At 39.3% G+C, this 23,327-nt stretch carries 19 protein-coding genes, 1 tRNA gene and 1 riboswitch; of the genes, 9 read left to right on the top strand and 11 right to left on the bottom strand.

Going from position 1 to position 23,327, the window contains the following annotated elements; all coding sequences use genetic code 11:
- Positions 1 to 29 precede the first annotated feature (29 nt).
- A riboswitch (cobalamin riboswitch) is annotated at positions 30 to 157 on the bottom strand.
- Positions 158 to 577: 420 nt separating this feature from the next.
- A complete protein-coding gene (gene cbiE, locus CK510_RS03435; RefSeq protein ID WP_095720365.1) occupies positions 578 to 1,819 on the top strand; it encodes a precorrin-6y C5,15-methyltransferase (decarboxylating) subunit CbiE in 1,242 nt (413 codons plus the stop codon).
- 94 nt (positions 1,820 to 1,913) lie between these two features.
- Here the strand turns inward: cbiE and CK510_RS03430 are convergent, their stop codons facing one another.
- From CK510_RS03430 to CK510_RS03410, 5 genes are all read right to left on the bottom strand, one after another.
- On the bottom strand, positions 1,914 to 3,128 hold the full coding sequence (locus CK510_RS03430; RefSeq protein WP_095720364.1) for an aminotransferase class V-fold PLP-dependent enzyme: 1,215 nt from the start codon (positions 3,126 to 3,128) through the stop codon (positions 1,914 to 1,916).
- Between the two features lie 47 nt (positions 3,129 to 3,175).
- Positions 3,176 to 3,247 (bottom strand) — tRNA-Asn (locus CK510_RS03425).
- 155 nt (positions 3,248 to 3,402) lie between these two features.
- Positions 3,403 to 3,951, bottom strand: a complete 549-nt coding sequence (locus tag CK510_RS03420; protein ID WP_095720356.1) for an NYN domain-containing protein — start codon at positions 3,949 to 3,951, stop codon at positions 3,403 to 3,405.
- 403 nt (positions 3,952 to 4,354) lie between these two features.
- Positions 4,355 to 5,032 carry an ABC transporter ATP-binding protein gene (locus tag CK510_RS03415; RefSeq protein ID WP_095720355.1) on the bottom strand — a complete coding sequence of 226 codons (678 nt, stop codon included), beginning with the start codon at positions 5,030 to 5,032 and terminating at the stop codon, positions 4,355 to 4,357.
- 20 nt (positions 5,033 to 5,052) lie between these two features.
- A complete protein-coding gene (locus CK510_RS03410) occupies positions 5,053 to 5,322 on the bottom strand; it encodes a UPF0367 protein family (RefSeq protein ID WP_095720354.1) in 270 nt (89 codons plus the stop codon).
- 359 nt (positions 5,323 to 5,681) lie between these two features.
- Here CK510_RS03410 and psbD point away from each other — a divergent pair, with 359 nt between their 5' ends.
- The gene (gene psbD / locus CK510_RS03405) at positions 5,682 to 6,737 is read left to right on the top strand and encodes a photosystem II reaction center subunit D2 (protein WP_095720353.1); all 1,056 of its coding nucleotides are present in this window, start codon (positions 5,682 to 5,684) and stop codon (positions 6,735 to 6,737) included.
- Between the two features lie 342 nt (positions 6,738 to 7,079).
- Here psbD and CK510_RS03400 read toward each other — a convergent pair whose 3' ends face one another.
- On the bottom strand, positions 7,080 to 8,174 hold the full coding sequence (locus CK510_RS03400) for an AIPR family protein (protein ID WP_095720352.1): 1,095 nt from the start codon (positions 8,172 to 8,174) through the stop codon (positions 7,080 to 7,082).
- 562 nt (positions 8,175 to 8,736) lie between these two features.
- On the opposite strand from CK510_RS03400, the gene CK510_RS03395 reads away from it, so the two are divergent.
- Together CK510_RS03395 and CK510_RS03390 are read left to right on the top strand one after the other, a co-directional pair.
- The gene (locus CK510_RS03395) at positions 8,737 to 9,018 is read left to right on the top strand and encodes a 4a-hydroxytetrahydrobiopterin dehydratase (protein ID WP_095720351.1); all 282 of its coding nucleotides are present in this window, start codon (positions 8,737 to 8,739) and stop codon (positions 9,016 to 9,018) included.
- A gap of 202 nt (positions 9,019 to 9,220) precedes the next feature.
- Positions 9,221 to 10,537, top strand: a complete 1,317-nt coding sequence (locus CK510_RS03390; RefSeq protein ID WP_095720350.1) for a DEAD/DEAH box helicase — start codon at positions 9,221 to 9,223, stop codon at positions 10,535 to 10,537.
- Between the two features lie 404 nt (positions 10,538 to 10,941).
- Here the strand turns inward: CK510_RS03390 and CK510_RS03385 are convergent, their stop codons facing one another.
- Positions 10,942 to 11,574, bottom strand: coding sequence for a response regulator transcription factor (locus tag CK510_RS03385; protein ID WP_095720349.1), 633 nt, complete (start codon positions 11,572 to 11,574; stop codon positions 10,942 to 10,944).
- A complete protein-coding gene (locus tag CK510_RS03380) occupies positions 11,571 to 11,732 on the bottom strand; it encodes a hypothetical protein (protein ID WP_211293075.1) in 162 nt (53 codons plus the stop codon). The genes CK510_RS03385 and CK510_RS03380 overlap by 4 nt, the downstream gene beginning before the upstream one ends.
- A gap of 27 nt (positions 11,733 to 11,759) precedes the next feature.
- Between CK510_RS03380 and CK510_RS03375 the strand changes: the two genes are divergently transcribed.
- Complete coding sequence (locus tag CK510_RS03375; protein WP_095720348.1) at positions 11,760 to 12,014, top strand: FtsX-like permease family protein; 255 nt, start codon at positions 11,760 to 11,762, stop codon at positions 12,012 to 12,014.
- Positions 12,015 to 12,043: 29 nt separating this feature from the next.
- The gene (locus CK510_RS03370) at positions 12,044 to 12,754 is read left to right on the top strand and encodes a DevA family ABC transporter ATP-binding protein (protein ID WP_095720347.1); all 711 of its coding nucleotides are present in this window, start codon (positions 12,044 to 12,046) and stop codon (positions 12,752 to 12,754) included.
- 294 nt (positions 12,755 to 13,048) lie between these two features.
- Here CK510_RS03370 and cobN read toward each other — a convergent pair whose 3' ends face one another.
- Positions 13,049 to 16,771, bottom strand: a complete 3,723-nt coding sequence (gene cobN, locus CK510_RS03365; RefSeq protein WP_095720346.1) for a cobaltochelatase subunit CobN — start codon at positions 16,769 to 16,771, stop codon at positions 13,049 to 13,051.
- A gap of 305 nt (positions 16,772 to 17,076) precedes the next feature.
- Between cobN and CK510_RS03360 the strand changes: the two genes are divergently transcribed.
- The 3 genes from CK510_RS03360 (at position 17,077) to CK510_RS03350 (ending at position 21,448) form a co-directional block, all read left to right on the top strand.
- On the top strand, positions 17,077 to 18,447 hold the full coding sequence (locus CK510_RS03360; RefSeq protein WP_095720345.1) for a cobyrinic acid a,c-diamide synthase CobB: 1,371 nt from the start codon (positions 17,077 to 17,079) through the stop codon (positions 18,445 to 18,447).
- Positions 18,448 to 18,801: 354 nt separating this feature from the next.
- Positions 18,802 to 20,541 (top strand): precorrin-3B C(17)-methyltransferase, encoded by a 1,740-nt coding sequence (gene cobJ, locus CK510_RS03355; RefSeq protein ID WP_095720344.1) that lies wholly within the window; start codon positions 18,802 to 18,804, stop codon positions 20,539 to 20,541.
- 25 nt (positions 20,542 to 20,566) lie between these two features.
- Positions 20,567 to 21,448 carry an SDR family oxidoreductase gene (locus CK510_RS03350; protein ID WP_095720363.1) on the top strand — a complete coding sequence of 294 codons (882 nt, stop codon included), beginning with the start codon at positions 20,567 to 20,569 and terminating at the stop codon, positions 21,446 to 21,448.
- A gap of 153 nt (positions 21,449 to 21,601) precedes the next feature.
- On the opposite strand, the gene CK510_RS03345 is transcribed toward CK510_RS03350, so the two are convergent.
- Complete coding sequence (locus tag CK510_RS03345; protein WP_095720343.1) at positions 21,602 to 22,732, bottom strand: substrate-binding periplasmic protein; 1,131 nt, start codon at positions 22,730 to 22,732, stop codon at positions 21,602 to 21,604.
- 7 nt (positions 22,733 to 22,739) lie between these two features.
- On the bottom strand, positions 22,740 to 23,327 hold a 588-nt coding region (locus tag CK510_RS03340), incomplete at its 5' end, for an ISKra4 family transposase (protein ID WP_143289211.1).

The raw sequence follows: 23,327 nt of genomic DNA, 5'->3' as shown, positions 1-23,327 counted from the left end.
TCCCCGTGCAACGCAGGGAGTAGATAAATATTTATTGATTACAGAGAATTGGCATTCTGACTTGGGTTATCCCATTACAGCTGCGGCACAGTACCGGAATCTCACCGGACTTTCCCAAATCTAAGCTTTAGTAATTTAGCATGAGAAGGGGGTCAAAACAATTCGCAATTCGCTTATCGCAATTCGCAATCTCCTGCTTTGTTGTGGTGGAGGCTTTGCGTAACCCAACACATGATATGAGAAAAAAAGAAATTATTTAAATAACTAAATACATAACTCAACACTTAAAGTTAACTCTTCAAATATTAAATTATTAAATAAAATGTTGGGTTACGGCGCAAATATAGATTTATCAATTCGCTACAAATATTTCTCATGCACCTCCACCCAACCTACAATAAAATCTAGTAAAATTAACACTTCAATTCTTTTACTCTTTATTATCAGTCCTCTTCAGAGGACTTTTGCTCTTAGACAGGGAATTTATTCCCTGGCTCAAAGAAAACTCGGAACGTTCCCGAAGGTAGAATAAAATCTGGGGTTTGAACCGTGGTGTAGAGATGCGAAAAAAATGGGTATGGTAAAAAAATGGCTGTCTATTGTCGGTATTGGTGAAGATGGATTAGAGGGGTTAAATAATATTGCCCTTTCTCTAATTAATCATGCAGAAATTATCGTGGGAGGTTCACGTCATCTGTCCATGCTCCGAAAGGATGATTTACGGGAAAAACTCACCTGGAAATCTCCCATCGATACTTCTATTACAGAAATTCTCCAACATCAAGGTAAATCTATTTGCGTTCTCGCTAGTGGGAACCCGATGTGTTACGGCATTGGTAATACTATTCTACGACATATTGATATCTCAGAAATAACTATAATCCCCGCACCATCTACATTTAGTCTCATTTGTGCCCGTCTCGGATGGTCACTGACTGAGGTTGAAACCTTGAGTTTATGCGGTCGTTCTCCTGCCCTACTCCAATCTTACATTTATCGGGGAGCGAAATTATTGATTCTCAGTGAGGGAAAAAACACACCTAAAATGGTTGCCGATATCTTGACAAAAAGGGGATTTGGTGGTAGTAAAATTACTGTTCTCGAACGAATGGGAGGAATTCAGGAAAGGTTGATTAAGGGGATTGCAGCAACATGGGAAGATATGGAGATAGCAGATTTAAATGCGATCGCAGTTGATTGTATTCCCGATCCTGGGATGACTGGTTTCTCCAGATTACCAGGTTTACCAGATAATGCTTACCACCATGATGGACAGTTAACTAAACGGGAAGTGCGAGCAGTAACCCTATCTACCTTAGCTCCCAAACCAGGGGAATTACTCTGGGATATTGGTGCTGGTTGTGGTTCCATCTCGATTGAATGGATGCGAAGTCATTCCCGATGTCGTGCGATCGCAATTGAACAAAGTGCTTCCAGATTACAATACATAGCCAACAATGCAACTGCTTTGGGTACACCAAATTTACAAATAATTAATGGTACATCCCCCGCAGCACTGAAAGATTTACACCAACCCAATGCTATCTTTATTGGAGGTGGAGTTACATCTGAGGGATTATTTGATATTTGTTGGGATATATTACCAATTGGGGGACGTTTGGTTGCTAATGTAGTAACTATTGAAGGTGAGCAAAAATTGTTTGCATGGCGTGACCAAATTGGGGGAGAATTAATTAGGATAGCAATTCAACGGGCAGAACCGATTGGTAAATTTTCGGGTTGGAGAGCGATCGCACCTGTAACTCAATGGGTAGTAATTAAAAATTCCCAGTTTCCTAACTATACTCAAAACGGTTAAGGATTATACTTTTTATCTGCCAAACCTAGTATTTATTAAGCCTCTCCCCTTAGTAAGGGGAGAGGTTGGAGAGGGGTTCTATATTAGTCAAATTTTAAGCCGTTTGCAGTATAAAAGCTAATTCCCGCAGAACTTTCCCCAAATACTCATATTGCTCCAATGTATTGTAAATCTGTGCCGAAATTCTAATTAATAACTTTGGTTCTATTTCCCAAGGAACTATCTGTACCTCAATCCCAAATTCATCAAATAAGCGATCGTGCAGCGACATGTGGGTATACTTGTCGAACACTTTCGGTAAAGGTATCGTAGCCATCGAACCAATCATTTCCTCAGAACATGGGGGTAAAATATCCAAAGCAGAGCAAATAATTTCCCTTCCCTGCACAACTAATTCATGATTCCTCTGCATCAACCCATCCCATCCATCAGAAACCAACGAACCCATAAACTCAATCGCTTCGGAAACACACATATATGCTGTCGGATCATCGGTTCCCATCCAGTCAAATTCCAACTGAAAGCGGCTTTTGTGGGTCAATTTTGAGTTTGCACCATGACTAATTGTCAAAGGACGAATTTCTGGTTGTTTTTCCCGCTTCACATACAAAAATGCTGCACCTTTGGGAGCGCAAAGCCATTTATGACAATTCCCGGTATAATAAGTTGGGTCAATTTCTCGTAAATTCACAGGTATCATTCCCGGAGCATGGGCAGCATCCACCAATACATTGATGTTGCGCTGCTGCAATTCCCGACATAGCTGCTGAATTGGAAATATTAACCCTGTTTGACTTGTGATATGATCGAGAAGTACTAATCGGGTTTTTGCTGTCACCTTCCCTAAAATTGTCTCAATGATTTGAGTGTGCGATCGCAACGGAAATGGAATATTTGCGACTACGACTTTTGCCCCCGAACGACTCGCGACAAAATCAAGTGCATTCCGACAAGCATTATATTCGTGGTTCGTGGTCAATAATTCATCATCTGCGGCAAATCTCAAAGAACGCAATACCGCATTGACTCCAGTTGTGGCATTGGGAACAAACACCAAATCCTCTTCATCCGCACCCAAAAAAGTCCCTAACCCGCTTCTCGATGCATCCAATAAAGGTTCCCATTCCCGACCAAAAAAACGTAAAGGTTCATTTTCTAACTGCGATCGCAATTTTGCTTGTACTTCTAATACATGTCCTGGACAAGCACCAAAGGAACCATGATTTAGGAAGGTGATATTTCTATCCAATAACCAAAATCTTTGGAAACAGGGTGAAATGGAATTAATAATTTCATTTTCAGTACCCATTTCTTTCCCAAAATTCAGATGTTCATTTCTGATATCTATTTTTAAAACTCCCCAGGCGGGATTCGAACCTGCGACCAATCGGTTAACAGCCGATCGCTCTACCACTGAGCTACTGAGGAATGCGTTACACACTTTTATAATAATAGAGGTAAAAATAAAAAATGGCAAGTACTTTTGAAAAGTTTTTTTTGAAAGTATTTGGAAAGATATTTTCGCACCTTAGTTGACTCCCTAAATAGCTAGAGAGCCACAATAGTGCTATTTTCTACAATCATTACAATCCCATTCTTAATTCCGCCAGACGTTGACGTGCTTTATCATCAATAGAATGAGCTAAAAAGCGCCCCTTAGATTGTTTGCGGGGATTATACTTCTGCTTTGCCCGACAGACAGTAGCCTGCACTTCATAGCACAACTGTAGTGCAGACATCCATTCCGCTCCATATCCCTGTACCATCAACTGCTGTGCGCGGTCTGATGTAGCAACAATCACCCGTGAAATTAGTGATTGAGCAACTTGATACCGGAAAGAGGCGCAGGTTTTTTCAATATAAGTATCAGCTGTCTGATTGAAATCAGTATAGTATACCGATACTAGCTCTGTAATTGCCTCCTTACTCCCGCAAGTGTTTTGATACTGAGCATCAAACACTATATTGGTTTCATAGCCTTGAAATGCACTATAACTAGTCATCGATTCGACTAATTCGTACCTTGCTGCCTCAAGCCCAGCAGTATCGCGAGTTTTTTTAAGGCAAGACCAGGCTCCAATGATATTGTAGCCGTCCACAAAAAGGACAGCTGGTGATGGTGAACGGGACATGGGTATTAATCACAATTTTCTAGAGTTAACAAAATTATTCATAAGTCTAATAGTAATCCAAACACATCTTGTAGCACCATGCTACATAAGAGAAAAATACAAAAGCGATCGCAATTTGAGGATATGAAGCAGCCATAAAAATGCCAAATGCGCCTTAATTGGGCGCAAATATTAATTTGGGTTAAATACAATATACATAGTTGAAACCCTTGTAGAGAGCTAGCAATGCTACGTATACACATTAATTTTCGCAGATGTTTAATAAAATCAGGTTTGAATATAATAAGAATCAGGTTTGAATACAATAAAATCAGGTTTGAATATAATAAAAATCAGGGCAAACAACCGTTTGCCCCTACTGGGAACCTTGCCAATCAATAAATTTTGATTTTGGATTCTGGAATTAGGAAGGTTGATTATCTAGCTGCATCAAGCGTTCTTTCAATCGTTGAGCATCTCCGCGATCGATTAAAACACCCTTTTCCAGTAGAAAAGCCCCATCACAATAATTCAACTCATCCAAGCGATGAGTCACCCAAAGAGCAGTAATGCCGCGACTTTTGACTAACTTACGAACACCTACGACTAATTCCAACTGACTATCGGGATCGAGTAATGCAGTTGGCTCATCTAATAATAGAACTTCGCAACGTCGGGCAAGGGCACCTGCGATCGCAACTCGCTGTTTTTGCCCACCACTCAAAGCATAAATTGGTCTTCGTAGTAGAGATTGCAAATTTACTGCACTCAAAGCTTCTTCAACCCTGGTACGAATCGCTTGTGGTGGTAGCTTTTCCTCCACCAAACCAAACGCAATATCTGCACCAACCGTAGGCATAACCAATTGGTGATCGGGGTTTTGAAACACAAATCCAACAGGCTGCAAGACGCGGATTTCACCCGACTGAGGTGCTAGTAAACCAGCCAACAGCCGCAATAAAGTTGATTTGCCACTACCATTAGTGCCCAAAAGCATCCAAAATTCACCCTTGGGCACTTCGAGTGAGCAAGATTTAATAACTTCGTCTCCCGTAGACCAGTTAAAATTTAAATCTTTAACTTCGATACCAACTTCCACCATATTTTAAATAACAGGGTTGGCTATTCGACTGTGGCATTAAAAAAGCCAGGAGTTCTGCCAGCAGCAGCCGCACCTTCCCTTTGACCTACTTGTATTCCAGAGATTTCACTTGCCCGAACAGCAATTTTTTTCTCAACTTTTCCTTCACACTTGAGTTCGATGATATCAGGAGTTCCCGATCGCATTGCAGTGATCACAAGTTGGTAAATTGCTTCTGCGTCTTCAGATGTCTTGCGCTGTACCGAAAGCGGGAAAGCGGTATTTTTTACTGTTAAATCGATAGTGAACATTTAGTCTTCATAAAATTTCATTCTCAGCAATCATTCTAGCGCTCGCTCTGTATTAACGGAGAAAACTCCAAGGATATGTGAAGCTAAAAATATTTTTTAATTTATTCTTAACATTTCGCAATCTGTTCTCAGGTAAGCATTTCTGCCATCCTGACTAGTATTTAGTCACAAAATAAATTAAAACCCCTAGAAAAATTAGTAATTTACTCCTACTATAATGAGAGCGGGTAAAAAAATGTAACGAACATTGACAACCCAGTTAAATATCTGTATGCAGACAAAATTATTCATTTTCAGTCTGTAAACAGGCAAAATACCTGCAATTATTTATTTCAGAAACATTTGGAGATTTACTTAACATGACCATCGCAGTAGGACGCGCCCCCGAACGTGGGTGGTTTGACGTACTAGACGACTGGTTGAAGCGCGATCGCTTCGTCTTTGTCGGCTGGTCAGGTATCCTGTTATTCCCCTGTGCATTCTTAGCATTGGGTGGATGGATGACCGGGACAACCTTCGTCAGTTCGTGGTATACCCACGGTTTAGCATCTTCATACCTTGAAGGATGTAACTTCCTTACAGTTGCAGTATCGACCCCAGCCGATGCAATGGGACACTCGTTATTGCTATTGTGGGGACCAGAAGCACAGGGTGATCTCACCCGTTGGTTCCAATTAGGCGGTTTGTGGGCATTCGTGGCATTACACGGAGCTTTTGGATTGATCGGCTTCATGCTGCGTCAATTTGAAGTTTCCCGTCTTGTAGGGATTCGTCCTTACAATGCGATCGCATTCTCCGCACCAATTGCCGTATTCGTCAGCGTCTTCTTAATGTACCCCTTGGGTCAATCCAGCTGGTTCTTCGCACCCAGCTTTGGAGTCGCCGCAATTTTCCGTTTCCTACTATTCCTTCAAGGTTTCCACAACTGGACTCTCAACCCCTTCCACATGATGGGAGTTGCTGGAGTACTCGGTGGAGCGCTATTATGTGCAATCCACGGTGCAACTGTCGAAAACACCTTGTTTGAAGACAGTGAAGCATCAAATACCTTCAGAGCTTTTGACCCAACCCAAGCAGAAGAAACCTACTCAATGGTGACTGCAAACCGTTTCTGGTCACAGATTTTCGGGATTGCTTTCTCCAACAAACGTTGGTTACATTTCTTCATGCTCTTCGTACCCGTCACTGGGTTGTGGATGAGCGCAATTGGAATTGTTGGTTTAGCATTGAACCTGCGAGCTTATGACTTCGTGTCGCAAGAATTGCGTGCGGCAGAAGACCCAGAATTTGAAACATTCTATACCAAGAACATTTTGTTGAACGAGGGTATCCGCGCTTGGATGGCTCCTCAAGACCAGCCTCACGAAAAATTTGTATTCCCTGAAGAAGTTCTACCACGCGGCAACGCTCTCTAAGGTAGTTCGACTTTTTGAGATAATTCTGTTTTTTATACCCTGCCGTAAGGTGGGGCTTTTATTTAGTTTTACTTACATTTGAGGTGGAATTGGTATATTTTTTTCGTAGGGGAGGCAAAATGCAGTGTGGATTTTCCTCCTGCATTATTGCCGTTGTGTGACACTAGGATACTATTTGAACGTAGCGATGAGACTTATAGTGTCACGCACCAAGCGCCGATTGTGACACTATAAGTGAGTTCTGGGTGAGATGCGAATCGCAACTCAGTTTCTAGGTCATTCCCAGTCATGTTTTGTGCAACCAGACCTAGATAAATAAATTATGGGACTAGTTGCAGTTCGCTAGTTTACCAGTAAATTACGCTGTGCCAACTCTACAAATAAAACACCATAGCAACCTCGATATGCTGCTTCTTTGCGACCTACCTCAGCAGGTTTAGATTTGTTGTCGTCGTATTCTTGTCGAACTATCTGCGCCATCTCTTCTATAGTGGCTTTTAACAAATCTTCAGGTTTCGTCAGCCATTCAAATTTTCCTTCACTCCAGCTTTTGGGGGAAATATTAGATCGAAATGCTGCCAGCATAGGATAAAGTAACCCAGCAGGTAAACGTCCTTCAATTGCGCCACCTGCAAAATATGCTTGTCTATTTTTATTCTTTTCAGAACGAATACGATTTTGTTTCTTCCCGTTACTTACCTTGAGTCTTCCTAATATCTGCTGTTCTACCGCAAATCTTTGTATTAAATCTGTGAGAACAAGTATTTCATGAAGATGCGGTATCATACGCTTGAAAGCAGAATCTTCAGATTTGATATCTTCAATAAAATTGTTAAGAACAACTTTAGGTTGACTAAAAATTGTGTGTGGATGTATTTTCCTGTCAGGAAATTTTTTAATGTTTAGAAGGCTCATATACATTAGAACCTGCTGAATATCTACATTACCTGAGTCACCTTGACGATAGGCAATTTCTTCATAACCACACTTTCCCTCTAGAGATTTCCTAATTTCATCAAAGGTTCCTCTCAAATTTTCTAAGCTAGGGTTATCAACTTGCAAGGAGCGGTTCAAACCCTCAGCCATTTCAGTGATTACCGATGAATCAGCGCTACCCATCTCGAAAATATGCAGTCGAACGTAAGGGTTCCATTGTTCCGGTCGTTCTTGATCTTCTGCGACTTGACGAATAGCCTGAAATGTATGACCACCATTAACCAAACCATGTTTTTGGGGGTCACTAAATCTCAAAGTTAGTATTCCTTCTCCTCCACTTCCTTTGGAGTGACTCGCTTTTTCTGTAAGCAGGTAAATACCTTGATTCTTAATTACAAATTTCTCTGGTTCTTCCATTAAAGTCGTTACTATAGCACGCGCAACTGAACCTGTTAACTCATCTTTCTTGCTAAACCGAGGAATTCGAGGATTTACAGACATCCAGTCCTTTAATGGCACTTAGCGAGGGAATAAAAAACTGCGATCGCTTTATTTTTTTATTCCCCACTAGACATGTTCCAGGAAGTATGTGCTATATTTGTTTTCAGTTACAAACATGCAGAGGCAATAGCTTCTGTCCTTGAGATAAAGACCGTTTAGGCAACAAGGAGGTGATGCCCATGATAGAAAGTAGTATATCCGTGGGTCGTCAGGTTATAGTTAGCCGGCTGTGCGCCGGAACTGTTCTCTAGAAGTTATCTCAGTCAAATTGAGTTAGCTTAATTTCCTAGATAGCCTGGAGTTTCTTCCGGCAGTCTGGTTATAACCTGAAGACCCGACTAGACCGCTCTTATTTAAGTCGTCCGATTTAAATAAGAGCGGATAGTTTTATATATACCTTTTTTAGTTTGAATTTGTAACTGATAATTCTAAAGTAGCAGAATTCGGGTTTATGGTATTTGTCTCACATATAGGCGCAGAGAGTAAAAGTTATTTTAAGCTTATAGTGAATCGTGATATGTAAAGATATTAGAAGTAAAAATATTAAAGTGGAATTGCTGCTATGGCGCAACTACTAAGTGAATCCCAAGCTGAAGAACAAGTTAAAAACCTTAATGGCTGGACAGTAGAAGGGAAAAAACTCCTTTGTCAGCGTAAATTTAAAGATTTTATCGATGCGATCGCATTTGTAAATAAGTTAGTGGAACCTGCGGAGTCAGCAGGACATCACCCTGATATCGAGATTTCTTATAACAAAGTGAATATTACTCTCACAACCCATGATGCTGGGGGGTTGACACAAAATGACTTTGACTTAGCCAAGGTTATCTCTAAAATCAATTAGGAACTCAGCTAAATTTTGCTTGAATTATCAGCAAAGGAACTTTAACAGCACAAGGTACTAAACTCTGTTATAATCCTGAACTGCGGCACTCGCTTTCAGTCTTGGCGTTACTGCCTATCAATCCAGCCCTTCAAACTAAAACCCGTCCGCCTCAGACTGATGCCGCCCGAAAGCGACAGGCCGATGTTACTTCTGGAGTACTATGTCTTTTTCTACACTCGGCTTGTCCAATGAAATTATTCGTGCTGTCACTGAGCGGGGATACACAAAACCCACGCCAATTCAAATGCAGGCAATCCCGGCTGTGTTGTCGGGTGGTGATATATTAGCTGGTGCCCAAACTGGTACTGGGAAAACGGCAAGCTTTACCCTGCCGCTTCTGCATCGATTATCTTCGGCTGATAATGGCATAGAGAAAACTCCTGATACATACCCACGAATTCGGGCGCTAATTTTGACCCCAACTCGCGAACTCGCCGCACAGGTACAGGAAAGTGTGTATGAGTATGGTAAGTACTCAAATTTGCGATCGATGGCGATGTTTGGTGGTGTGAGTATTAATCCGCAAAAACGGCGTTTGCGAAATGGTATAGATATTCTCGTTGCCACTCCAGGAAGGCTTTTAGACCATGTACAGCAGGGTACTGTAAACCTGTCAGAGATTGAGGTTTTGGTGTTAGATGAAGCCGACCGAATGCTGGATATGGGGTTTATTCGTGATATTCGTCGCATCCTTTCGCTCTTGCCCAAACAGCGACAAAATTTGCTATTTTTCGCGACATTTTCGGAGAAAATTAAGGCACTTGCTGCGGGGTTGCTGAATAATCCGACGATGATTGAAGTGGCACAACGCAATGTGACTGCCGATACGGTGGCACAAAAAGTATATCAGGTGGATTACGACAAGAAGCGTCAATTGCTTGCCCATCTGATTAAACAAGATAATTGGTATCAAGTGCTGGTGTTTACTCGTACCAAGCATGGTGCTGACCGTTTGGTGAAGCAGTTGACAGAAGACCGGATTCAAGCGCTGGCAATCCACGGGAATAAGAGTCAGACGGCACGTACTTTTGCCCTATCAAAGTTCAAAAGTGGGAGTTTACAGGTATTAGTTGCGACAGATATTGCTGCAAGGGGTCTTGATATTAGCGATTTGCCCCATGTAGTTAACTACGATTTGCCGAATGTACCAGAGGATTATGTGCATCGAATTGGTCGTACTGGTCGTGCTGGTGCCAAAGGTGAGGCTGTATCATTGGTGTGTGCTGATGAACATCCATTGTTGATGGATATTGAAAAATTGATTGCCCAGAAGTTGCCAAGAGAAGCGATCGCAGGTTTTGTCTCTAATCAACATTACAATACTGAATCAACTCAAGGTAAAAATAGACCGAAAACTGGACAGGTTCAACGTACATCTCGCTCTGGTGGGAATTCAGCAGCACGAACCGTAGTTGGTGGTCAAAAGTCTGGTGGGAAGAAACCTGGAGCGCGTCGTTCTGATAAACGCGATCGCTAATCTTGATTTCGATTAAATGCTATTAAGGAATGTGGATTAAATAAAGTGCAAAAGTAGGATGTGTTAGCCTAACGTACCATTCGCAAATCAAATCTGAATTGCAGTTTATTAAATTTGCATTCCTAAGTAAAATTAGTAAGGAATGAGGATTTAATAACCTACAACTTTCGATTTGATTTGGAATAGTGCGTTACGCTGCGCTAACACACCCTACTTTTGATACTTTTGCACTTTATTTAATCCGCGTTCCTAAGTTGAGTTTGTTCTACTTATACCATTTTAATATGAAGATGCATAAAATAACCCCACCGCCTGTGGCACCTCCCCTTAGTAAGGGGAGGTTGAGAGGAATCGAAATAATGTGCAGCTTCACAAAGAATTGGTATTAGCTGTTAAATATTAAATCAAACTAAATTTTGCTGTGCCCATAGTGCTGCTTGAATGCGATCGCGCATTTCTAACTTGCTTAAAATAGTGGTAACATAATTTTTTACAGTTCCCTCACTCAGAAATAATTCTTGAGCAATTTCTTGATTATTTTTTCCTTGTCCAACAAGTTTTAATACATCAAATTCCCGCTTACTCAGTAATTTTTGGTATGTATTTGAGAAAGATTGTGTAGGCTTGAGTTGAGAAAAAACTTTCAGGGCAATTGTTGGTTCTAACTGGCTATATCCTTGAGAAACGGAGCGAATAGCAGCAGCTATATCTTGCGATGGAGTGCGTTTGAGTAAGTAGCCTAATGCACCAACTTGGAGAGATTGCAAAATATACTCATCATCATCAAAAGTCGTTAAAACGAGAATCCGAATCCAGGGATAATTTTGATGGATTTCACGGGTTGCTTGTACTCCATTACAAACAGGCATTTGCACGTCCATTAAAATTACATGGGGTTGGAGTGTCATTGCAAGTGCGATCGCTTCGGAACCATTTCTTGCTTGTCCAATTACCTCTAAATCAGATTCAACCGAAAGTAGTGCAGCTAAACCCTGACGAAAAATATCTTGGTCATCTACAAGCAGAATACGAATCATAACGGGAGTATAACTTGAATTTGCGTACCTTCTGCCCTGTCTGTTTTAATATCAATTTTACCACCCAATAGTTGCACCCGTTCCATCATTCCTTGGATACCAAAGCCAGTATGCATTTTTTCTAAGTCAAATCCAATCCCGTTATCTTTTATGACCATTTAGCAGAATACGCAACCCTCAAAGCAATGGGTTATAGCAATCTCGACTTATTAGGGGTAGTGTTTCAAGAAGCGATTATTTTAGCGATATGCGGATATTTTCCTGGATGTTTAATTTCCATTGGTTTGTATGGAATAACACGCAATGCTACTAGTTTACCCCTAATAATGCCCATAGACCGGGTTATCCAGATTTTTGTGTTGACGATTGTGATGTGTGTCGTTTCCGGTGCGATCGCATCTAGCAAGTTGCGTTCCGCAGACCCCGCAGATATTTTATAGTAATTTTATATACAAATTATTGTTAGAACATGACTAATCATCCTGTTATTTCTATCGAAGGTTTAAACCATTATTTTGGCAAAGGTAATTTACGCAAACAAGTTTTATTCGATATAAATTTAACAATTAATATCGGTGAAATTTTGATTATGACAGGTCCATCTGGGTCTGGAAAAACTACCCTATTAACTTTGATTGGTGGATTACGTTCTCCACAGCAAGAGAGTTTAAAAATTATGGGACAAGAACTTTGTCGAGCTTCAACAAGTTTCTTGCTACAAACACGACGACAAATTGGCTATATTTTCCAATCGCATAACTTACTCAATAGTTTAACTGCTCAAGAAAATGTGGAGATGTCCTTGGAATTACATGATTTTAGCCATCATCAAAGAAAAGAGAAAGCAGCACAAATTTTGGAAGCTGTTGGATTGGAGAAGCGTCTTAATTACTATCCAGATAATTTATCAGGTGGACAAAAGCAGCGAGTTGCGATCGCTCGTGCATTAGTTGCCAATCCGAAAATTGTCTTAGCAGATGAACCAACAGCAGCATTAGATAAAAAATCAGGACGGGATGTTGTAGAACTCATGCAATATCTCGCTAAGGAACAAGGTTGCACAATCTTACTCGTTACTCATGATAACAGAATTTTGGACATTGCCGACCGCATTGTCAATATGGAAGATGGTTGTTTATTAAGTAACGAGCAACTACAAAGTGATAAGATTCCAGCATAAAATTCACGTAATTTAAAATTAGGTTAAGCTGATTCAATTTATTATTTTGGTTTAATTACCTAAGTTAACACCAAGAAATAAATTCTCTTTTCATTGTAGGGGCAAATGATTGTTTGCCCTTATTTATATTGAATCCAAGCAAAACATACTATGTGTAGTTGGGATATTTTATTTTCTGGATGTGTCTAAGTAACTGGGAAAATATTAAGACAGAAGATTAGGAAAAATACCGCTTCATTCCCACACATTTATTGCTTAATCCAACATAGTAAATAAACTTCAATTCAGTAATATTTAAATTCTCTCTTCAATCACTCCTTCAGCTTGATTCGCTAAGTTACGTAATTTATCTAAGGTTTCCTCTGACACGTTTTCCCATAGCTTGCGTTGATTTGCTTCTAATAGTCTTTCTGCCATATCTCGTAATGCCCAAGGGTTGTTTTGTTGGATAAATTCTTGTACTTTTTCATCGAATAAATAAGCTTCGGCTATTCCTTGATACATGAAATCGGCAACGCAATTGGTGGTAGCATCAAAGGCAAATAAATAATCTAAAGTTGCTGCCATTTCAAAAGCTCCTTTGTAACCATGACGCATGACTCCAGTAATCCATTTCGGGTTAATTACTCTGGAACGATAAACACGGGTAATTTCTTCACTTAATTTTCTTATTTTTGGCTGTTGCTGACGGGAATTATCACCAAAGTAGGTTTCGGGGGTTTTACCGGAAATTGATTTAATGGCAGCAGTTAAACCACCTTGGAATTGATAGTAGTCATCTGAATCTAAGATGTCATGTTCGCGATTGTCTTGATTTTGGAGGACAATTTGCATGTTCTGTAAACGTTGATTAAATGCTTCTGGTGCTGATTTTCCTTCTGCTTTGCTGGTATAAGCATAGGCACTCCAATTAATATAAGCACGGGCTAAATCGTCTTCGTCTGTCCAATTTTGTGATTCAATTAATCCTTGTAATCCTGCACCGTAAGCACTTGGTTTGGAGCCGAATATTCGATATAATGCGCGGGTATTTGCTTGTTCTTTTGTTAATCCTTGGGTTTGCCAATGTTCTGTTTCTATGATTACTTTTGCAGCTAAAGGATTGATTTCTTGAGCTTCATTTAAGTTTGCAACTGCGACAACTGCACTATCAAATAAATCGATTAAATTAGGAAAAGCATCGCGAAAAAATCCTGATATTCTTAATGTAACATCTACACGGGGACGACCTAATATTGAAGTAGGTAAAATCTCAAAATCTACGACTCTTCGAGATATTCCATCCCAAACAGGTTTAACTCCGAGTAATGCTAAAGCTTCGGCAATATCATCTCCCCCGGTTCGCATGGTAGATGTTCCCCAAACTGATAATCCTAATGTTTGTGGATATTCTCCATGTTCTTGGGTATATGTTTCTATTAATATTTCTGCTGCTTTTCTACCAATATCCCAAGCTGTTTCTGTGGGGATAGCGCGAATATCAACTGAGTAAAAATTCCTTCCTGTGGGTAATACTTCTGGTTTGCCTCTAGTTGGGGCACCTGATGCACCACTAGGGATATATTTCCCATCTAATCCTGTTAGTAAGTTAATGATTTCTCGGTTAGTTTGTTTGAGTGATGGGAGTAAATAATTACTTATCCAATTTAATTCTTTTGCTGTTTGATTACCAATTGGAGTTAATTCTTGATTTTCGATAATGTGGGTGATTAATTCTGCTGCATATTCTTCAATTACTTCGACGATATCACCAATAATTCGGCAGTTTTTATGATTAATAATAGTTACATATTCTTGACTTAAATCAGCAGTGAGCGGGTCAAAATCCAATTGCCAATCTTGAGCGATCGCACGGGTTAATCCGATTCTATTGGCACTGGGATTCCTCGCGATCGCAACAATCAAGTCTCTGAGTTGGTTGCCTTGGGGACATTGACCAAAAATATGTAATCCATCGCGTATTTGTGCTTCTTTTAATTCACACAAGTAACCATCGGCACTATTTAAAAATGTGGAAATTGCCATGTCATCGAGACGGGAAATATCGATTCCCAAATCTTGATGTAGGTTTTCCTGGATGATTAATTTGGATATGCGATCGCTAATTAATTGTAAGCGGGAAGGATCTAATGTTTGTGCTTCGTAATATTCATCTATTAACCCTTCTAATTGCTGCAAACCACCATACAATTCTGCACGTGTCATGGGGGGTGTTAAATGGTCGATTATTACCGCTTGTGTGCGTCTTTTGGCTTGGGAACCTTCTCCTGGATCGTTAACAATAAAAGGGTATAAATGGGGCATTGCTCCGAATACTGCTTCGGGGTAACAATTCTCTGACAATGCTACAGTTTTACCGGGCAACCATTCTAAGTTTCCATGTTTACCGACATGAACAATTGCATCTGCTCCAAAGCAGGTTTTTACCCATTGATAAAAAGCTAAATAATTGTGGGGTGGTTCTAAATCTGGTGCATGGTAATTTAAAGATGGATCATTATCGTAACCTCGTGCTGGTTGTATTCCCACAAATACATTTCCTAATTGGATTCCAGCGATGGGAAATGAATTGTTGATTTCGGGTAAACCCCAACGGTTTTTAATTCCTGTTTGAACTGCTGTTGATAGGTTTGTAAAGTTAGCTAAATATTCATCTCCTGATAGGGATTGGCGAATATTTCTGATATCGTATCCTTCTTTATCGTTAGTAACTCCAAATGTTAATATTTGAATGAGTTCTATATCTGTTTCGGGAATGTTTTCAACGATATATCCAGCTAATTTCAAAGCTTTTAAAATCTGAATACAACTAGCTGGGGTATCTAATCCGACTCCATTTGCTAATCGTCCATCACGGTTAGGATAGTTGGCTAAAATAAGGGCAATTTTTCGCTTTTGTGGTGGAGTTTGCCGTAGTTTTACCCAATTTTTTGCTAAATCAGCCACAAATTCTATCCGAGAATTAACTGGTTCGTAGCTAATTACATCGGTTTGTAATAATGAATTTTGGGTTTGTAATGTTTTAAAGGAAACTGCCCTAGTAATAATTCTTCCATCGACTTCGGGTAACGCAACATTCATTGCCATATCCCTTGGTGTTAATCCCTGAAATCCCGATTCCCATTGTTCTTTACTGCTACTACTTAATATTACTTGCAATACTGGTACATTGAGTTTTTCCCATAGTTCTACCTGTGGTGTTTCTGATTCTATTTTTGCTAGGGAAAAGCTTGTGGTGTTTAATAAGATTTCGATACCATTGCTAGCATATTTTAATAGTTCATTTTGTACGTCGGGTTCTCTGAGGGAAGAAACAAATATGGGAACTGGAATCAATTTTCTAGCTATTAATGCTTGATAAAGTGCATCGATTACTTTTGTGTTGGCAGCTAAATAATGGGCACGGTAGAATAAAATTCCAACTTGACTATGACCACTATTATATAAGGGTTGATAAATATCTTTGTGTGGTTTATATATTCCGACTCTCGGTACTTTTTGAGGTGGGTTAAAGTTATAGGTTTGATTGAGAAAATTGCTGGAGATATACTTGAGTAAGTTTCGATAATTTTCTAATCCACCTTCATTAAAATATTCCCAAATTAAACTAACTTCTTTTAGAGAAACATTAGAATGACTAATTAAATTTGGGTCTGGTCTTTCGTCTCCTGGTAGTACAATTAGTTTTGTATTTGATTCTTTAATTGTTTCTTCAACAACTTCTAATCCATAACTCCAATAAGCAGTACCACCAAGTAATCTTAAAATAATGACTTTTGCTGTACTGAGAATATCTTCTGCATAGCTATCTATGGTAATTTGTTGTTGGAGTTGCAGTAGGTTTATGACTCGGATTTCAGGAAAATCATCGGGTAATTGATTGACGACAGCCGATAATGTTTGAATGTCGGTATCTGCGGCAGTAATAATAACAATTGGAGCGGGTTGTTGCTCAATTAAGGTTACACTTTGTTCTGATGGGTTCCATCCCCCTGGTGTAGTTGCGAGACGATGCATAATAGGTGATAATTAAAAATGTTGGAACTTTTTGTAACTCTTTTTGATTATATCGGAATCTGGTTTAAATTGTAGAAGTTTTTGAACCGCCAAGTACGCCAAGGTAAGAGGAAAGAAAGAGATATATATTTGTGTATTTGCTGATTGTTAATCAGATGGATTAGGAGTTTCCAGAAAATAAAATATCTCAATCACAGACTTATCAATTATATTATTCGTGGGTCAGGGTGGGATACAAAAATTACCTTTACCTGTTACAATAATTACCTATTTATTCTTAATTTTATTTTTGAACTGCAACAGGTATGGCAATTATTATCGCTGGGGAACGAAGTGGTGTCGGCAAAACAACGGTAACTCTGGCGTTATTGTCGGCATTGAGAAATCGTAACCAAAAGGTGCAATCCTTTAAGGTGGGACCAGATTACATCGATCCCATGTTTCACGGGTATATTACAAATCTTCCTTGTCGTAATCTCGATCCATTTCTGACTTCAGAATCTTATGTACAGCAATGTTTTATTCGCCATAGCAAAAATGCAGAATATGCTGTAATAGAAGGCGTGATGGGTTTATTTGATGGTGCTGCTGGCGGAAATGACTATGCAAGTACAGCACATATTGCCAGACTTTTGGATTTGCCTGTGGTTTTGGTATTAGATTGCAGTCGATTATCCCGTTCGGTTGCCGCGATCGCACATGGTTACAAAACTTTTGACCCTAGAATTAAAATAGCAGGTTTTGTCCTCAATCGTGTGGGTAGCGATCGCCATTTGGAATTATTGACGGATGCGCTGAAACCTTTGCATTTACCTATTTTAGGTGTTCTCCGTCGTCAGGATAATATCACAATTCCCGATCGACATCTGGGTTTAATCCCTAGTAATGAATTGGAAAATCTGAATACTGTGGTAGAACAACTTGCCCAATTGGGAGAATCTTGTTTTGATTGGGGGAAGTTATTACCGTTAATGGTGAGTAAAGTAGATGGTGAGGTTGAAGAAGATTCTAATTTAGCAAGCAAAATTAGGATTGCGATCGCACGTGATTCGGCTTTCAATTTTTACTATCCTGATAATTTAGATATATTACGAAGTTTGGGTGCAGATTTGGTAAATTGGAGTCCTTTAAAAGATACCAAATTACCGGAAGATGTACAGGGATTATATTTTGGTGGTGGTTTTCCGGAAGTTTTTGCCGCAGAATTGGCTGACAATTATCAAGGTAGGAAAGCGGTAGAAAATGCGATTTTTCGGGGAATACCAACCTATGGGGAATGTGGTGGTTTAATGTACCTGTGTGAGCGAATTATCGATTTTTCCGGAAATATTCACCCAATGGTGGGAATTATCCCATCAACGGCTGTAATGGGGAAACGCTTGACGTTAGGTTACAGAAACGCGATCGCAATGCAAGATAGTCCAATGATTTCTAGGGGTTCTAAAATTCGAGGACATGAATTTCACCGTTCGACATTAAATTTGGAACCACAAAACCCATTGTTTACTATGCAATTAGGGTATGATTCCCAAAACTTCAAATCGGAAGGTTGGCAAATTCATCAAGTTCATGCATCCTATTTACATGTACATTTTGGTGGTAATTTGGAGATTCCAAGTCGATTTTTAAAGCATTGTTTTCGGTTTGCTGATAGCTGTGAGACGGTTCTGATTTAATCATTAGAGAAGGATTCAGGAGTCAGAGATTAGAATACCCATTTGCATTTTGTGTAACTGGTGAATGTATACTAAAATTGGCTTGGAGTTTGGCTTTTCAACGCGGAGGTTCGCAGAGAGAAGTTTGCGGGAGATTATTCTTCCGCAAAACTACCCTTCCGGAACGCTAAAAGCGAACGGCAGAGTTAAGCGCAAAGTTTCGCGGAGAGAAGTTGCTGGGGAGATGCTTCTTTGCACAAAACAATTTCTAGTAATGGGTTTAGTTATTTCCATCTGTGCTACATCTGATTAAAATTATCCATAATCTATTCTGAATTCTAACTTCTGAATTCCTCTTTTTTATCAAAAATCCTAATGACAGTCCAATCATCACCAGCAGTTATCATCTTAGGTCAAAACAGCTTACCTGTAGCGAAAAAAATCACTAGTATTCTCCCAGGTTCCACTATTTACGGCTTGACAAATCGCACATCTAATGTTGATATAAATTACAGCAATTTTGGTGATACATTACGGGAATTATTTGCTGAAGGTAGACCAATTATTGGGATTTGTGCGGCTGGAATTTTGATTAGAACCCTTGCTCCAATGCTTTCTAATAAACGTCAGGAACCACCAGTATTAGCTGTTGCGGAGGATGGTAGTGCAGTTGTGCCATTATTGGGGGGATTGAATGGGGTTAATGATTTAGCACGACAAATTGCCATAGCTTTAAACGTAAAAGCGGCAATTACCACCACGGGGGATGTGCGATTTGGGATGGTACTCGAAAATCCTCCCCCTGGTTATCGCTTGGAAAACCCGGAATATGCCAAGTCTTTTACCTCGGAAATGCTTGCGGGTACAAAGGTGAAATTGGAGGGAAATGCTCCTTGGTTAACTACCATACCAATCGATCCAAATAGCAAACTTAGTATTTTAATTACAGAAAAATTAATTGCTTCCACTCCCCAACGCCTAGTTTATCATCCAACCACCTTAGCGATCGCAATCGATAGCACCACAGAATTTACGGCAGATGAATTAATTCCCCTTATTCAAGAAAAATTAGCAACAGCAAACCTTGCATCTGCATCGATTGCGGGGATATTTGCACCAAACACCATTGCTAACGATACTCGAATCCATGCGATCGCAGAAGCTTTGGGAATTCCTGCCCGCTTTTTTACTCCAACTCAGTTAGAACCATTTCTCTCAAAAGATTATACCCCAACCCAAGCATCGGTACTTACTGCTGTCGGTGTAGGAGGTGACTTAATTTTATCATCCCCAACAATAGAAATTGCCATTTCACCCCAACTCATCGATTCTACCACCATCGGACAACCCCAAGGAAAGCTAGCTATTATTGGAATTGGACCAGGTTCTAGTCAGTGGATGTCTCCCCAAGTCAAGAAAATTCTTAAAGCAGCAACAGATTTAGTTGGTTACAAAACCTACCTAGATTTACTCGGTTCTCTCAGTGATGGGAAACAACGACATGAGTCTGATAATCGGGAAGAATTAGCCAGGGCAAAATCAGCTTTAGATTTGGCAGCTACGGGGAAATACGTAGCAGTTGTATCTTCGGGCGACCCCGGTATTTACGCAATGGCAGCAGCCATATTTGAAGCATTAGATTACAGCCTTAAACAGGAATGGAACAGCATCGAAATTCAAGTTGCACCGGGAATCTCGGCAATGCAAGCCGCAGCATCTAGAATTGGCGCACCTTTGGGACATGATTTCTGCGTAATTTCCCTGTCAGACATCCTGAAGTCATGGTCAATTATAGAACAAAGGATTACCACCGCAGCCCAAGGAGACTTTGCGATCGCGTTCTACAATCCTGTATCTAAAGAACGTACCTGGCAACTGACAGCAGCAAAGGATATTTTACTACGCTATCGAAATCCAAATACTCCGGTTGTATTAGCCCGTAATTTGGGCAGGAAGGGAGAAAAGATGAAAGTTATAACCCTGGAGCAATTAGCACCAGAAGACGCAGATATGCGAACGGTAATTCTGATTGGTTCCAGCAAAACCCGCATTATCTCACGTAACAATGGGGATGTCTGGGTTTATACACCGCGCCGATATGATGAAGATGTTTGAATCTAACCTATATTCGGATACCGAAATGAAAAGACTTTTAATAACAGGGGTAAGTGGTTTTTTAGGGTATCATATTTGCCAAGCTGCACAAACTAAATGGGAAGTTTACGGGACATATTTCTTCCACAGCATAGAAATTCCTGGAGTAAAATGCAGTAGAGTAGGTATTTGCGATCGCAACATCCTCAAACAATTATTTGATGAAGTTAAACCTGATGCAGTAATTCACACTGCTGCCATATCTCAACCAAATTACTGTCAGAATCATCCAGAAGAATCTTACCAAGTCAACGTCACGACATCGATAAATATTGCCGAACTTTGTCAAGAGAAATCAATACCTCTAGCATTTACATCAACTGATTTGGTTTTCGATGGCAAAAATGCACCTTACAAAGAAACAGATATAGTCAATCCGCTAAATCTTTATGGAGAACAGAAAGTTTTAGCAGAACAAGGAATGTTAGCAAAACATCCTTTAACAGCTATATGCAGAATGCCATTAATGTTTGGTGCAAAAACACCCACTGCGACAAGCTTTATGCAGGGATTTATACAAACTTTAGAAGCAGGCAAAGAATTAAACTTATTTATTGATGAATTTCGCACACCAACAAGTGGAATAAGTGCAGCAAAAGGGCTTTTATTAGTATTAGAAAAAAATCTGAATGGGATTATTCATTTAGGTGGAAAAGAAAGGATTTCCCGCTATGAATTTGGTAAGTTAATGGTGGAAATTTTTAATCTGACTGCAACTAATTTAAAAGCATGTCTTCAAGCGGATGTAAAAATGTCCGCAGTTCGTCCTCAAGATGTTTCATTTGATAGTTCTAAGGCTTTTTTATTGGGGTATCAACCATTATCAATTAGAGAAGAATTGCTAGTTATTCATAAATCTAAATTTTAATCAAGCTTTGATAATTCGCTTTTGCGATTTGAGAATATATGTATTGTGAAGACGAGTGCGATCGCATTTGGTGTTCAAGTTTTAGCCTGTATAGACGAAATATATAGCGTCTATACATGCTTGAAATCACGATAAAAATCTTTAATCGATCATTTATTTATACTCTTCATTCTGCCATTCTTTAACAATTGCTATTGCAACGTTAAGATAAGGATTATCAAGAACCTCTTTCAGTGCTTCCTCTCCTCCAGCTTTTAAAGCTCTAACAATCCTACTTCTTTGCTCTCTAGGAATTTCATAAGAGACTATATTTTGTTTTTCATTTTGAGTCGTATTCGGGTTATTTTTTTCAAGTTTTTCTAAAATACTCTGTATATCTTTTGCAAATTTTCCTAAATCTTGCTTTTGTTCAGATGTAAATCTATTTTGGTTAATTTGCTGAGTTATGCTACCTTCGTTTGTTCCCTGGTTGCCAACATTCATAATACCCGGATTTCTCTGATCGAAGTTATTATTTGTCATATCTCTTGTGCTATTAGATTGAGTGATGTTGTGGAAATTAACATGTACTTGGGGTATTGAAGAATCATATTTTGCTGGTTCTTCAAAGGGTATGTAATTTTCTGAAAGATTAAGACTTTGATTTGTTTTTGTTTTACCTTTATTTTTTCTGAAACATAAAAATATTCCCACAGGAGCAATTATTATTACTACAAGCAAGACAGTAAATATTGGCTTCCACTTATTTCTACGTAGAGGCATTAAATCATCATTAAAAAACTTTTTAAAATCATCATTATTTAATATTTTTAGTTTTGTATTTTCAATATCTTTAATCTCAGATTCTTGTTGAAGAAAATAATTTATTTTACTTAGTAAATCAGCATTTCCAGCTTTATTTGTACGATATACTATCAAACCATACTCTTCAAAACCAATATTACTTGGTCGAATAGAATATTTTTCTTTTCCAGCTTCTTGATTTAATTCTTTTAAAAAATTTAACAAAATTATTTCATCATTAAAATATATATCTATAGCATCTTTATTACCACCACTTTTAAACTTATGCATGCCATCCTCATTGTCTTTTAAACCTACAATTTCTTTGTGAATTGAAGAGTAAGCATTATTCAATATACCTCTTGTAGTTGTTCCATTGACGGCACCAATTTTTAGTTTTTTCAATTCATCAACTGTAGCAAGTTTTGGCATATTGTCTTCTAATAGTAAAGCTGACATTACTGTCCAAGCAAAAGGAACAGAGAATTGGGAGCATCCCACTTTTTATTTAGCGAGCAAAGATTAATCCATTAAGGTAAGCACAACGGTGAGCAATGACTTGAGGAACGTTCTCGATTTTCCATTGTGCGCCAGAAATTTTCGTCCGACGGTCAATTTGTTTAACGGTAGATTCAATAGCGCCAGAGCCAATAGAGCAAATTTGTTCAGCTTGATAATATTGATAATTGACGATACGGTGTCGATGTTTTTCAAGATAAGTGCAAAAATTCTCAGCTTGTTTGAGCGTGCAGTCACCAAAACAAGCGATCGCATCATCCACTTTTCCTTGCCACAGAAATCCTTTGACTTGGTTTATCCTTTGCATAGAACCACCAACTTTATGTAGATTTTCCATTAGATGGAACCAATCAAGTATTTCACGCCGCTCATATTCTGGGGTAAACTCACGGATAATATTCCAAATTCCGTCGTGTCCATCTCCAAGACAAGTGAGTATAGGAGCTAGAGGTTGATTGTTTACCCAATTGATTACGATGCTATTTTCTTGGAATGAGGCAGCGATCGCTTGCAAATCGTGTAAGCGAACTGCTTTATAACCTTTCCAATCACATGGTTTCCCTTTTTGTGTACGGAT

The sequence above is a fragment of the Brunnivagina elsteri CCALA 953 genome, from assembly GCF_002289455.1.
Lineage (GTDB): Bacteria > Cyanobacteriota > Cyanobacteriia > Cyanobacteriales > Nostocaceae > Brunnivagina > Brunnivagina elsteri.
This window is presented reverse-complemented; position numbering and strand designations above follow the sequence as displayed.